Source organism: Acinetobacter lwoffii, from assembly GCF_019343495.1.
GTDB lineage: Bacteria > Pseudomonadota > Gammaproteobacteria > Pseudomonadales > Moraxellaceae > Acinetobacter > Acinetobacter lwoffii_P.
Window position 1 is genome coordinate 2,683,548 of the sequence record NZ_CP072549.1, and the last position, 14,422, is coordinate 2,697,969.

At 46.6% G+C, this 14,422-nt stretch carries 11 protein-coding genes; 3 read left to right on the forward strand and 8 right to left on the reverse strand.

From position 1 onward, the window contains the following. Window positions 1–93: 93 nt before the first annotated feature. On the reverse strand, window positions 94–1,152 hold the full coding sequence (gene rsgA / locus J7649_RS12595) for a ribosome small subunit-dependent GTPase A (RefSeq protein WP_004278384.1): 1,059 nt from the start codon (window positions 1,150–1,152) through the stop codon (window positions 94–96). 125 nt (window positions 1,153–1,277) lie between these two features. Here rsgA and orn point away from each other — a divergent pair, with 125 nt between their 5' ends. After that, on the forward strand, window positions 1,278–1,835 hold the full coding sequence (gene orn, locus J7649_RS12600; RefSeq protein WP_044109923.1) for an oligoribonuclease: 558 nt from the start codon (window positions 1,278–1,280) through the stop codon (window positions 1,833–1,835). A gap of 36 nt (window positions 1,836–1,871) precedes the next feature. Here the strand turns inward: orn and J7649_RS12605 are convergent, their stop codons facing one another. Continuing rightward, a complete protein-coding gene (locus J7649_RS12605; protein ID WP_004733081.1) occupies window positions 1,872–2,123 on the reverse strand; it encodes a hypothetical protein in 252 nt (83 codons plus the stop codon). Window positions 2,124–2,305: 182 nt separating this feature from the next. Between J7649_RS12605 and J7649_RS12610 the strand changes: the two genes are divergently transcribed. After that, entirely contained in the window at window positions 2,306–3,076 is a 771-nt protein-coding gene (locus J7649_RS12610) for a tRNA threonylcarbamoyladenosine dehydratase (RefSeq protein WP_114542006.1), read from the forward strand. 98 nt (window positions 3,077–3,174) lie between these two features. Further along, window positions 3,175–5,010, forward strand: coding sequence for a tetratricopeptide repeat protein (locus J7649_RS12615; RefSeq protein ID WP_219308408.1), 1,836 nt, complete (start codon window positions 3,175–3,177; stop codon window positions 5,008–5,010). Window positions 5,011–5,078: 68 nt separating this feature from the next. Here the strand turns inward: J7649_RS12615 and J7649_RS12620 are convergent, their stop codons facing one another. The 6 genes from J7649_RS12620 to leuS all read right to left on the reverse strand — a co-directional run bounded on the left by J7649_RS12620 (window position 5,079) and on the right by leuS (window position 14,366). Then, window positions 5,079–6,497: an efflux transporter outer membrane subunit gene (locus J7649_RS12620; RefSeq protein ID WP_219308410.1), complete on the reverse strand. Its 1,419-nt coding sequence runs from the start codon at window positions 6,495–6,497 to the stop codon at window positions 5,079–5,081. Window positions 6,498–6,507: 10 nt separating this feature from the next. Continuing rightward, window positions 6,508–8,484 carry a MacB family efflux pump subunit gene (locus J7649_RS12625; protein ID WP_044109938.1) on the reverse strand — a complete coding sequence of 659 codons (1,977 nt, stop codon included), beginning with the start codon at window positions 8,482–8,484 and terminating at the stop codon, window positions 6,508–6,510. 2 nt (window positions 8,485–8,486) lie between these two features. Continuing rightward, entirely contained in the window at window positions 8,487–9,848 is a 1,362-nt protein-coding gene (locus J7649_RS12630) for a MacA family efflux pump subunit (protein ID WP_219308412.1), read from the reverse strand. A 124-nt stretch (window positions 9,849–9,972) separates the two neighbouring features. Next, the gene (gene holA / locus J7649_RS12635) at window positions 9,973–10,959 is read right to left on the reverse strand and encodes a DNA polymerase III subunit delta (protein WP_219308413.1); all 987 of its coding nucleotides are present in this window, start codon (window positions 10,957–10,959) and stop codon (window positions 9,973–9,975) included. A gap of 9 nt (window positions 10,960–10,968) precedes the next feature. Further along, window positions 10,969–11,502, reverse strand: a complete 534-nt coding sequence (locus J7649_RS12640) for an LPS-assembly lipoprotein LptE (RefSeq protein WP_219308415.1) — start codon at window positions 11,500–11,502, stop codon at window positions 10,969–10,971. Window positions 11,503–11,744: 242 nt separating this feature from the next. After that, on the reverse strand, window positions 11,745–14,366 hold the full coding sequence (gene leuS / locus J7649_RS12645; protein WP_219308417.1) for a leucine--tRNA ligase: 2,622 nt from the start codon (window positions 14,364–14,366) through the stop codon (window positions 11,745–11,747). Window positions 14,367–14,422 lie beyond the last annotated feature (56 nt).

Here is a 14,422-nt window from a genome sequence, read left to right on the forward strand (position 1 = left end):
AATTCACCTAATTACAATTTTAAAATTGCCAAGAGTATAGCTCATAAATATGGTGATCAAAATCACCGCTTCAAGGGCCAAGGGTTAAGAAAATTAATTTTTTTGCTGTGCTTCAGTGATTTCGTCGATTAAACGTAAATAGCTGTCCAGTCGGCGCGGCAAAATTTCACCTTCGGCCGCAGCCTGACGCAAAGCACATTGTTTTTCATGCTTATGGGTACAGTTACGGAACTGACAATGGCCGAGCAGATTTTCAATTTCAGGAAAGCCGCTTTGTACCTTATCTAAAGTCAGATGCCACAGGCCAAATTCACGAATTCCCGGAGAGTCAATCAGGGCGGCACCTTCACCAAAACCGATCAGGCGCGTTGACGTCGTGGTGTGTTGACCGAGTGCCGAGTTTTCCGAAATAATATTGGTTTTCTGTGCGGCATCCGGCACGATCGCATTAATCAGCGTGCTTTTACCCACACCAGATTGACCGACGAAAGCCACCGTTTCATTTTCCAGACGATTAGACAGTGCAGTCAGGTCGCCATCGGATTGGGTCTGCATCACTTCATAACCGAGATCTTGATATTCTTGCAGCAGAGTCAGAATCGGATCGTTTTCTTTTAACAAATCGGCTTTATTCATCACCAGCAATGCAGGAATATCGGCATCGGCACAGGCCACCAGATAACGGTCGATCAGGCCCGGCGCTGGCTCAGGCAATGGTGCAAACACGATCACAATCAGTGAAATGTTGGCCGCTACCGGTTTAACCTTGTGATAGCGGTCGGGGCGTGTCAATAAGGATTTTCGGGGATGAATCGCGGTGATAATTCCTAAACCGGTATTCGGATCGGCTTGCCATTTGACCCGGTCACCCGTGACCAATAAATCCAGATTGGTTCGAGTATGACAGCGCCAGACGCTGTCCAGTTCAATCTCTTTCCAGAAAGGTTCAGGCTCACCATCGGCGACCACAGGTTTTTCAGGGTGAATGTCAGGGCGAGACAAAGCTTGCACTTCAAGTTGGCGGCCATAATGTTGCACCACTAAACCTTCAAGATCACTGGAGGTATCGAGATCTTCTTGACGTGTTTTCTGTTGTTTCTGAATGCGGCGCTGTTGTTGCTCTGTCAGACGACGCTTACGTATTAAGGCCATTCATATCCTAAAAAAACCGGGTAAATCAGATGGCAAAAATAGCATGAAGCAGCCCCCGAATGACACCCAAGATGTAATTAATTTGCTACTATAGTTGTTTTTAAACCCAATAAGATTGCACATTTATGAGCAGCACCGCTGATACCCGCCTGATTTGGATTGACCTTGAAATGACAGGTCTAGACACAGACAATGATCAAATTATTGAAATTGCAACAATTGTAACCGATGACAATTTGAATATTTTGGCTGAAGGTCCTGTGCTTGCGGTACATCAGCCTGCACGTCTGTTAAATGCCATGGATGAGTGGAACACTCGCCAGCATGGTCAGTCCGGTCTGATTGAGCGTGTGCGTCGCAGTAAACTGACCGCTCAGGATGCCGAGCAGCAAACCCTTGAATTCCTGAAAAAATGGGTCAATCCAAAATCTTCACCGATGTGTGGTAACTCGATCTGTCAGGATCGTCGCTTCCTGCACCGTTTGATGCCTGAACTGGAACAGTATTTCCATTACCGTAATCTGGATGTCTCTTCAGTGAAAGAACTAGCCAAACGCTGGCGCCCGGAAATCATGAGCGGTCTCAAGAAAAATGCCTCGCATCTGGCGATGGATGATATTCGCGATTCGATTGCAGAACTGAAATATTATCGTCAATATTTCTTTATCATGAATAAAGACTAAATTCCGATGAATTGAAAAGAGGCGCAAGCCTCTTTTTTATTTTACTGAACTGGATTTTTTTCTAGCGTAAAACTGCTCCATGCTTTCAAAGCCTACCCACAAGAGCAATAACATGATCAGATGATTCTGTGTTTCATAACGATCGAAAATAACCAAGCCAAATAATCCTAAAGTCATTAAACGAATGAGAATACTGAGATAATAATTTTTGTTTTTTTGGCTGATCAGAACATAAAAATAAAGCCCGATACAAAGTATGTTCAAACCCAAAAGGGTGTTAAATAGCATGACATTTCACTCCTTTTGGCCAAATGACATAGAATTAATTTGTTGATATTTTAATCAATCTCGAGTGGGTTGTCGCTCTCATCCGGTCTGAATGTCATTTAAATCGATCAAAAATTTAGTGGCGGTAAAGAAAAGCGGATTTTGTTAAAATGATCCGGTATTTTTATTGCTATAGATGACCTATGACCGACCTGCTTCAAGATGATGAATATGACCGCCGTTTTGCTGGTGTTGCCAAAATTTATGGAGAAGACAGCTTTAACCATTATGAAAAAAGTCATGTGATGGTGATTGGTATCGGGGGCGTAGGTTCATGGGCGGTAGAAGCACTGGCACGTAGTGGTGTGGGCGAGCTGACCTTGGTCGATATGGATGTGGTGGCCGCGTCTAATATTAACCGTCAGTTACCTGCCATGAGTACCACCTTGGGTCATGAAAAAATTGAAGTCATGGCCGAGCGTTGCCGCGCAATTAATCCACGCATTAAAATTAATCTGATTGATGATTACCTGACGCCTGAAAATATCAAAGAAACTTTAGCAGGTGATCCAGATTTAATCCTCGACTGTATTGACGATGTCAAAGCCAAATTTGCTCTGATGCTACATTGTCGCTTTAACAAGATTCCTTTAATTGTATCGGGCGGGGCAGGGGGTAAACTGGACCCGCTGAAAATTCGGGTCGCCGATTTATCTAAAACCGAACAGGATCCGATGCTGGCCAAATTACGTGCCCAGTTACGCAGCAAAGGCATCTGCAAAAAGCCCAAAGAAAAATTCGGCATTACTTGTGTCTATTCCATCGATAATCCATTCTCCAGTGCCGATGTCTGCGCCAGTGCCGGCTTGCGCTGTGGTGGTTATGGCTCTGCCGTGGTGGTAACTTCAAGCTTTGCCATGGTCGCTGTAGCAGAAGGCTTGAAAAAACTCGATAATAAAAGAGCAAAAGCCTGATTTAAAAAATAAAAAGCACAATCTATGTGCTTTTTTTAAACTGGCGTTTAGAATGAAAGGATTCATTTGCAGAACAAAAATAATGTTTTGGAGCAGCTATGTGGTTCTTGCTGGTACTGATTTTGGGGATAGGGGCGTTGGCGATCTGGATGTGGAAACGTCCGGATCCGGTGAAACGTGATCAGGCGAAGGCTATACAACATGATTTATGGATTGAGCAGATTGATGCTCAACTGAAACATGCAGCACGTTTGAGTTCAGATCCGGAATATCCGAATTATGAACGTGCCTATCAGATTTATCAGGGGCTGGCCCAGCAACAGGAAATCCCACAAGCCTATGTAGGCATGGGTCTGATGCATCTGCAAGGTCTGGGACATGAGCAAAATACTGAAAAAGCCATTAGCTACCTAGACAAAGCCTTTCGCTTGGGCAGTGATGAAGCGGCTTATCATTTGGGGCGGATTCATGAAGGGGAGGCATATCAACAGGCTGACCCGGAAAAAGCTTTGTATTGGTACCGACATGCGGTAGCACGTGGCAATCTGGATGCCCAATATCGTATTACTGAACTTTCTTCTACCGAAGGCCAGCCTCAAAACGAGATGACTGCAGAAAAACAGCGTCTGGCATTATTAATTCAAAATGCCGGGCAGGGTCATGCCAATTCGCAGTATCAGTTGGCTCAGTATTATTTGGCAGATTCAACAACCCAAGATTTAGTGCAAGGAATTCATTATCTGTTTCTGGCGGCACAACAAGATCATTTGGCCGCTAATCAGCAGATCGCCGATGATTATGCGCGTGGTCAGATTCTACCGCAAGACCCGACCCAAGCCCTGCAATTTATTAAACGCTGTATCAGTCTCGGTGACCAGAAAGGTCTCTATGATTATTATGCCGGTGTGTTACAAGGCCGTATCGATACCGACCAGCGTCAACGCGTGTTCCAGCATTTATTGCAGCAGTCCAAAGAGCATGCCGATGCACAAGCCAAGACTTTAATCGGGCTGGCTTATTTTCATGGCTGGTATGTTGATAAAAATGAAACCATGGCATTTCGTTACTGGTCGGAAGCGGCCAACAGTCAGCATGCGCCTGCATTATGCATGATTGCTGCGCTGTATTTTGAGCAGCACCTGGTGGCCAACGAACCGCAAAAAGCATTTGAGTTATATCAGGCTGCCTATCAGCTTAGTCCTGATGATGTGTCTGCACAGATGGGGCTAGCGCTGTGTTATTTAAATGGTGTCGGTACAGTAAAAGACATTGCCAAAGCCACACAAATGATTCAGAGCGCGGCACAGCACTATTGGCAGATTGTGGCTCAGTCTGAAGCGGATTTAATTTATATCGTCGGGCGTTTTTATAGTCTGGCGGAATATCCATTGCCGACACGCGACAAAGCCGTCCAGTATCTGAATCAGGCGGTTGCGAAAGGCTCCAAGGAAGCAGCCTGGTTCCTGTATCAGGCTCTGTCAGGTATTTATCCGGTCTTTATCTGTCATTCAGAGCAGGCCAATCGTTATCTGCATCAGGCTGCACAACTGGGACATGCACAGGCACAGGCAGAATTGGGATTGGAGTATCTTAAGGGGCAACAGATTGCGCAGGATATTGCCTTAGGCTTGAGCTATCTGCAAAAAGCGGCTGCTCAGCAGAATGGTGTGGCACTGAATGCTCTGGGTGAAGCATATGAGCAGGGTCAAGGTGTTGAGAGCAATATTGAGCAAGCCGTGCAGTATTATCAGCAGGCGGCAGCACAGGTGAATGCAGATGCTTATAGCCATCTTGGGCGTTTATATACCAAGGGTATTAGTGTAGAGCGTGATATCGGAATCGCACGGGACTGGCTGGAAAAAGGCAGTTTGCTCGGACATGAGCGATCAATTGAATTATTGAAAAATGTGAATGCGTATTTGCAAATGAAATAAACTGACTCAAATCATATGAACTAAAAAAACCGCTGTTTGGCAGCGGTTTTTTTATGGATTAAGCTTTGTTAAGGCAACTGTTTAATCGGGCTACCACCCAATGCCTGCATCAAGGTGACATAGGCATTGTATTGGTTCTGTCGGGTTTGCACCAAGGACAGCCGTGCATTGCGCGTGGTTTCCTGTGCATCCAGCAGGTTTTTCAAGGCTACTGCACCATTACGATAACGCACTTCAGTCAAGCGTTCAGTTCTTTCTGCCAGCTCAACATTCCGTTGCTGCAAAGTCACCTGCTTAGTGAGCTCAGTACGATTCGACAAGGCATTTTCCACATCAGCAAAGGCTTCATACATGGTCTGGCGATACTGGATAATGGCTTTTTCATATTCCAGCTCATTGACTTGCAGATCACGTTTCATGTCATTCCATTGCAGGAAAGGCAAAGTCAGACCAGCACCTAAAGTTGCAACCGGATTTTTCAGGGCATTCGAGAGGGAAGTACTGCTGCCAATACCGGTGGTCAGATTACCGGTCAAACTAATGGATGGATAGTAGCTGGCTTTGTTGGCATCTTTATTGGCTAGTGCCTTACGCAAGCGCAGTTCAGTGGCTCGAAGGTCAGGGCGACGTGACAACAAACTCGCCGGTAAGTCAGCCTGAATACTCGGCAATTGAATATTCGGTAAACGGCTTGGCTCTTGAATCGCGAGCTGTTGAACCGGCATGTGCAGCAATACCGCGAGTCCGGTACGTGTTTCCACACGTTGCTGTTCAATCTGGCTTAAAGTCGCCTGTTGACTTTGAATTGCCTGTTCCGCCTGGGTTAAATCCAGACCGGATACTGCGCCGGCACGATATTGCACCCGCACCAGATCATAGGTTTTTTGCGCGGTCGCCAGATTTTGCTGTACCACACTATAACGTTCATTCAGATAAGCCAGTTGCCAGTACAATTGTGCCGTGGTGCCAATCAGGCTTTGTGCGGTTGCCTGCAAGTCTTCTTCAGAGGCCAGTGCTTCCCAGCGTGCCGCTTCAGTCTGATTGGCCAGTTTACCAAACAGGTCCAGCTCATAGCTTAAGTCCGGATAACCCAGTGAAAGACCCGTCGAAGAATCGCCGCCACCATCTAGGCTAAAACGATGGCCCGTTGAAATTCTTGCATCACCGACGCGAACGCCTTGCTGACTTTGAGCTTGTCTGGCTTGAATGCGGGCCTGTTGTAAACTGATGCCGGCCACTGCCAGATCGGTATTCTGCGCCAATACTTCATTCACCAAATTATTTAATTGCGGATCTTTAAATAAAGTCCACCATTGATCTGCCAGAATATCGGCATGAATCTGCTGACTAAGCACCTTATTGTTTTGAAAGCTGCCCGGCATATTGATCGCAGGCTGTTCATAGGGGGTTTTCACCACTGCGGCACAACCGACCAGCGAGCTTCCCAGCAACAGGGCACTGGCAAGCTTGGTTAAATTCATTTGCATATCAGGTTCCTTATTCGCGAGAAAGTGCATCGACTGGATTCAGACGAGCAGCATTACGTGCCGGGATAAAGCCAAACACAATCCCGATCAGGCTTGAGCAGACAAAGGCAGCTACAATCGAAGTGGTTGAATATGCCATCTGGAACGTACCACCGGCAAAATGGGTAATCAGCTGGCCAATTCCGAGAGAAAGCAGCACACCCAAAATACCACCCAAGATACAGACCAGAACGGCTTCAATCAGGAATTGCTGCAAAATATCACTTTGACGTGCGCCAACGGCCATACGCACCCCGATTTCCTGAGTACGTTCAGTCACGGAGACCAGCATGATATTCATTACCCCAATCCCGCCGACCACTAGAGAAATCACGGCAATCGCTGAAATCAAAAGGGTCATGGTGGCTGTGGTTTGCTGAATGGTTTCACGGATACTATCAGCATTCTGGGTAAACACATCCTGCGCGCCATGGCGCTGTACCAGCAGATTCAGAATCGCATTTTCAGCCGCTGCACTTGGGTATTCATCCTTGATCCGCACAATGATGCTACGCACATTGGACTGCCCCAGCATACGGCTCATCACGGTGGAATAAGGCAGATAGACATTCAGGCTGTCATTATTGCCCATCATGCCTTTTTGCGCGTCGATCACCCCGATAATCCGGCTCGGTACGCTCCCGAGTAAAATCACCTGACCCACCGGATTGGTGCCATCCTTAAAGAAGGTATTTTTGGTATTGGTGTCAATGACGACATCTTGCGCCTGTTGCATGACACTACTGCGGTCAAAAGGCTGACCGGACTGGAACGTCATGCCACGCACATAGAAGAAATCCTCACTGACGCCGTTGACCGTGGTTGAAGCTTCGATTTCTTTATAACGGCCGGTGACACTGCTATTCACCGATGGGCTAACGCCATCGACATACGGTTGTTCAGCCAGCGCATCGGCATCGGCCGGAATCAGGGTTTTGGACTGTGAAGATCTGGAGTTATCCCCAAAGCCTCGACCCTGAAATACGGTAATGGTATTGGTCCCCAGACTGCTGATATTTTCCAGAATCTGCTTTTGTGAGCCATTACCGAGTGCCACCACCGAGACCACCGAAGCAATACCGATAATGATTCCGAGCATGGTCAAGAAAGTCCGCATGCGATGTGCATTCATGGCCAGCAAGGCCATACGGAAAGCTTCACCGAGACGGTCAACTGCAGAACGCCATGAAGAAATCTTCTTTTGTTCACTGCGGATTAGCGGCTGTTTTTCCAGATGCTCTTCGACTTCAGGAACATTGGGCTGATCAGAAATAATATTGCCGTCCGAGATCTCGATAATCCGCGTCGCATTTTTCGCTACATTATGATCATGCGTGACCAGAATGATGGTATGACCTTTAGCATTCAGTTCACGCAAAATGCGCATCACTTCAATACCGCTGTTCTTGTCCAATGCACCGGTCGGTTCATCGGCCAGAATCACGTCACCGCCATTCATTAACGCACGGGCAATCGAAACACGTTGCTGCTGACCACCAGAGAGCTGGCTCGGACGATTCTGGGTTTTTTCACCCAGACCCAGATCGGTCAGAATCTTGACGGCTCGCGCATGTCGTTCAGATGAATCTGCACCGGCATAAATCGCAGGAACTTCGACATTGCCTGCTGCGTTTAAATCACCCAATAAATGATAACGCTGGAAAATAAAGCCGAAATATTCACGGCGTAATTGCGCCAGTTCATCCGCTTCCAGTTCGCGGGTTTCACGGCCTTTAACCTTATAGCTACCGGTAGTTGGTTTGTCCAGACAACCCAGAATGTTCATCAGGGTCGATTTACCGGAACCGGACTGGCCGACAATCGCTACCAGTTCACCCGGATAAATCTCCAGATTCACCCCTTTTAAAATCTGGACCGTGCTTTCACCCGCAGGGAATTCACGAACCAGATTTTTCACCTCGAGGAGAGGCTGTTGTTGTGAATTCATGCTTACATTCTCATTGGGCCACGGCTATTGCCACCGCGTTTTGCTGCATCATTGGAGGTATCAGAACCATCGGCAATCACCACCTGATCACCACGTTTTAAACCTTTCAGCACTTGCGCAGTCGCGCGGTTATTCAAACCGATTAATACAGGGGTTGGTTTTGCAGTACCATCGGCTTGCAAGACACGAACCATGCCACGCTGTGCTTTACCTTGCTCAATCAGCGCAAGTTCTGCTTCAGACAGGTTTAGACGCGCTGGACGTTCACCGGCAGGGCGGTTGCCTTGAGCCGATTCAGCTTCAGAACGTGATGCCGGGCCGCCTTCACCGCGAGAACCCTCACCACGCGCTTCACCACGATTGACACGTGGCAGACGGTTTGAACCTTGAATGGCTGCAGCAGGAATGGTCAGTACATTTTTGGCTTCATCCAGCACGATATAAACTTGCGCCGTCATATCAATACGCAATTTTCCATCTTCATTCGGGACATCGAACAATGCGTTGTAATAAACCGCAGAACTTGACGATGAGCTTGATGTATTGCTATCGGTATTAATTGAATTGGGTGCAGGCTCAACTTGACGCAGTTTGGCGTAAATCTTTTTCTCGTTATTGCCTAAGGTAGTGAAATAAACCGTTTGACCTTCTTCAACTTTCATGACATCTGCTTCAGAAATTTCAGCTTTAATGGTCATGGTGTCCAGTTTTGCCAGTTTCACAATAGTCGGCGCACTCTGGTTGGCGTTTACAGTCTGACCTTCTTCGGTCACAATCGCCACAATCGTGCCATCCATCGGCGCCACAATCTGGGTGTAACCAAGATCTTCTTTGGCAGTCGCCAGCGTCAAACGCGACTGTTCAATCTGTGCATTGATGGCGGTGATATCCGCTTGCGCCGTTTTATAGTTCGCAAATGCCGATTCCAGCTCTGAGCGAGAAGTGGCATCCTGTGCATACATGGCTTTCTGACGGTTATATTCAGCTTCAACTTTAGCCAAATTCGCCTGTCTTACTGCAAGTTGTGCCATCTGATTTTTAATGCTGGCTTCAGCGGTTTTTAAATCATTTTCCTGACGAACGGAGTCAATCCGGGCAATCAGCTGACCTTGCTTGACCTGATCGCCCAGTTCTACATACATTTTTCTGACCTGACCCGAAACCTGCGCCCCCACGCTGACCATCTTGGTCGCTTCCAGAATACCAGTCGCCAGTACAGAGCTTTCGATATCGCCCTGGGTGACTTCAGCCGTAATATATTGCGGAGGCTGTTCTTTGGGTTTGAGGAAGTACCACCCCGCAGCGATGAGCGCAATGGCAATCACGGCGGCCATAATCAATTTCGTCGGTTTTATTTTTGGCATGATCAATATCGGTTCAAAATCAGAGAATTGTGAACGATTATAAAAGCGAAATTAGGATAAATCGTGTATTTTTTTAAACTAATAGGAATGATTATTATTTTATTTTTCGAATTTTGACAAAGACTTAGTGAAATAGGGGCTTGCCACAGATACTGGAAATCGCCTGTAGTACCAAATGCTCCGGATTTTCATGTCCGAGTCCTTTAATTGAGGCATCAATTCTTAATAATAACCCCGGCCAGGCCAGAAAAGTCTGTGGGCTGAGACGGCGCAAGGCTTGTTGATATAACCCGACTTTGGTTTTCCAGATCCCGATTTGCAAGGCATTTTGCGGTTGTTCAAACAGCTGCATCAACAGACGCATTTCCTTGCTGAGACTCCATAAAATCAGGCTCATCGGTTCACCTGAAACGACTAGATACTGAAAAATTTTGATCGACTGGGAAAGATTACCTTGTAGCAGGGCATCGCTCAAATCATAGGTGCTATAACGTGACTGATCTTGTAAACATGCATATAAATGATCAACCTGAATGATATCGACTTCAGCAAAGGTATCGCTAACCCGCATCAGGCTGTTCTTTGCTGCAAGCAGGTTGTGCTCATGATGTTGTTCCAGCCATTGCCAGGCATGATTGGCTAAACGAATGCCGAGTTTTTCAGCTTCAATACCCAGAATCTGCTGCCGGTCTTTTGGATAATTGGCCACCAGCGAAACATTCACACCATTGGCATCAATCAGCTGAAAGAAACTGGATTTCAGGCTATTACTATCCTGTTTGGGCATCACCACCAACAGCAGGTTTTGTTCATTATGCTGCAAATAGTTTTTCAGTAACTTGATTGCGCTGGCATCCGGTTTGATATTGCCATGTACTTCAATCGCCAACTGGGTTGAAAACAGCGACAAGCTGTTCAAGGCATTAAAGACGGTTTTCCAGTCAGCGACCGAACTAATGTCATAGCGTTGACGTTCAATGTCCTGCTTTTGCCAGCTGGCCCGAAAGGCATCAATTAAATTCTGTTCCAGCAAAGGCTCTTGACCATGCAAGACCCAAGCACCGCGAGCTTCATCGACACGTTTCAGGGCTTGCAGATAATCAAGTTTCATAAAGAGGTCTTATTGAGCAGGTTGCGCTGAGGTATTTTGTTTGGCTAAGGGTAAGCGGTTCGATGAAATCTGACGCGCGATCTGCTGCGCCACATCATCAATAATGACCTGATTCAGATATTTTTGTTCCTGGTCATCGGTGTTGACCGTTTCAATATCATATTGATACGTACGTGTTGCCACGACAGTGCGTGGTTCAGTGATCGGATTGCCTTGTGCATCTTCAATCCGGAAAGTCACGTTTAAACGTAACAAGGTTTCAACCAGTTTACCGTTCAGTTCCAGACGGCGAGGGGTGTAATCCAGGACACGTAACACATAAGCATTGGGTGCATTACTCAGCTGTACGCCTGCAGCACCGAGGTAAACTGCCAGTTTCTCTTGCAGTTCTTCAGTATTGGGCGGTAAAGACAGGCTCATGACAGAGTAAGCAACAGGGGCGGAGCTCAGATTGGTTCCTTTCAGATGAAAGCCACAGCCGACTAAGCCTGCACTCAGACCACAAGTTAAAACAATTGCTGCTAAATGTTTGCCCAAATGCATGTGTTGCCCTCTATGCTTCCCGAAGGGGAATATTTGAAATCCTGAACTGGATTGTAAAGTCAAAGCCCGTTGGCTGGCAACGGGCTTTGTTTGGGAATTGTGAAATCCTTTTGTTCCCCTCTTTTAAAGAGGGGTTAGGGGAGATTATTCCTTAAGTTCCCTCTCCTAAAAGGAGAGGGCTAGGGAGAGGTTAATTACCCTCATCCCAACCTTCTCCCAAAGGGAGAACGAGCTATATGGATTTAAACCACCAAATTCACTAATTTATTCGGTACCACAATTTCTTTCTTAGTTGGACCTGTCAAGAATTGTTGAACTTCAGGCAATGCTTTGGCTTGAGCCAAGATGTCATCTTTAGAGGCATCTACAGATACTTCAAGCTTACCACGAAGCTTACCGTTGACTTGAACCACAATAGTTTGTGTATTACGTGTCAGCGCAGATTCATCTACCGCAGGGAATAAAGTTGAATTCAATTCAATCCCAAATTCAGCCAATAAAGTCTGGCTTAAATGCGGTGCAAATGGTGCAAGTAAAGTTAACAGCGTGGTAATTGATTCACGTGCAACAGCAACGTCATTGTCATCTTGGGCTTCAAACTTGTTGTTGGCGTTTAGAAGTTCCATCAATGCAGCAATGGCAGTGTTAAATGCATGACGACGTTCGATGTCATCACCGACTTTTTGGATGGTTTCGTGTGTCTTACGACGTAGGTCTTGCGCAGCCGTAGACAGTGCCGATTTGTCGATGTTTGCAGCAGTATTCGCTTTTTCAAGGAAACCTGTTGCTAAACGCCATACACGTTTCAGGAAGCGGTTTGCACCTTCAACACCGGCATCAGACCATTCCAGTGATTGATCAGGTGGTGCAGCGAACATCATGAACACACGTGCCGTATCTGCGCCGTACTGGTCAATAATCGATTGCGGGTCGATACCGTTATTTTTCGATTTCGACATTTTTTCCTGACCACCAACGATAACGTCTTGGCCATCTTCTTTATATTTGGCAGAAAGCACACGGCCTTTTTCGTCTTTTTCAAGCTCGATATCTGCCGGATTAAACCAGGTTTTCTTACCTGAGTCTGCTTCACGGTAGAAGGTATCTGCTAGCACCATCCCTTGCGTTAACAAGTTAGTGAATGGTTCATTGCCTTGTACCACGCCTTCATCACGCATCAATTTGTGGAAGAAGCGTGCATAAAGTAAGTGCAGAATCGCGTGTTCAACACCACCGATGTATTGGTTGACAGGTAACCAAGTTTGACCCGCTTCAGGTTTTACCATGCCATCAGTAAAGTCTGGAGATGCATAACGTGCATAGTACCAAGATGATTCCACGAAGGTATCTAGCGTATCTGTTTCACGACGAGCATCGCCACCACAGCTTGGGCATGACGTTTCGTAGAATTCAGGCATTTTGTTCAACGGGTTACCTGAACCATCTGGAACAACGTCAGTCGGAAGAACCACAGGAAGCTGCTCTTCAGGTACTGGCACTTGACCACATGATGGACAGTTAATCATTGGAATTGGACAACCCCAATAACGCTGACGGGAAACACCCCAGTCACGTAAACGGAATTGAACCTTAGAACTTGCCAGGCCTGTTGGTTCTAATTTGGCAAGGAATGCATCGTATGCACCCTGGAAATCTAGACCGTCAAATTCGCCTGAATTAACCAGTTTACCTTCTTTAGAGCCATACCATTCTTGCCACTCTGTCTCAGAGAACTCAGCATCATCTGCGCCTTTGGCATCAATCACTTGCTTGATGGTCAAACTATATTTATTGGCAAATTCGAAGTCACGTTCATCGTGTGATGGAACTGCCATCACCGCACCTGAACCGTAAGACATCAATACATAGTTGGCGATCCAGACCGGAACTTCTTCACCTGTGACAGGGTGTTTTACAGAAAGACCGGTTGCCATGCCTTTCTTCTCGGCAGTCGCAAGATCCGCTTCTGCCACAGAACCCATACGGCATTCTTCAATGAATGCAGCCAATTCTGGGTTTGTTTCAGCCGCTTTCAGCGCCATCGGGTGTTCTGCTGCAACTGCAACATAGGTCACGCCCATCAAGGTATCGGCACGGGTAGTGAATACCGTTAAACCGTCTGCATAGATTTCTGGATTTGCTGAAGGGAAGGTGATGTCCATCCCTTGTGAGCGGCCAATCCAGTTACGCTGCATGGTCAGGACCTGTTGTGGCCAGCCATCTTTAAGCGTGTCTAGGTCGTCAAGTAACTCTTGCGCATAATCGGTAATGCGGAAGTAGTACATTGGAATATCACGTTTTTCTACCAATGCACCTGAACGCCAGCCGCGACCATTTTCAACCTGTTCGTTGGCAAGAACAGTCTGATCAACTGGATCCCAGTTCACGGTTGAAAGCTTGCGGTAGATCAAGCCTTTTTTATAAAGTTGAACAAATAACCATTGTTCCCAGCGATAGTATTCAGGGGTACAGGTCGCAAATTCGCGATCCCAGTCCACTGCAAGACCGAGTTTTTTTAACTGGTCGCGCATGTAAGCAATATTTTCAAATGTCCATTTTGCTGGTGCAACCTGATGTGCAATCGCTGCGTTTTCAGCAGGTAGACCGAAAGCATCCCAACCCATTGGTTGTAGGACCGTTTCACCTTTTAAGCGATGGAAACGGCTGATCACGTCACCAATCGTATAGTTACGCACATGACCCATATGCAGCTTGCCACTTGGGTAAGGGAACATCGAGAGAATATAACGACGTGGACCTTCTACTTTATCGGCAACTTTAAAGGCTTTGCGAGATTCCCAATCCTGTTGGACTTGAGGCTCAATCGCACTGGCTTGATATTCGGAATCAATGTGAGTAGTCATAAACGTATCAGTGAATTACGGTGAAAAAAGTCTGTTGCACAGCATAGCGCAAAATG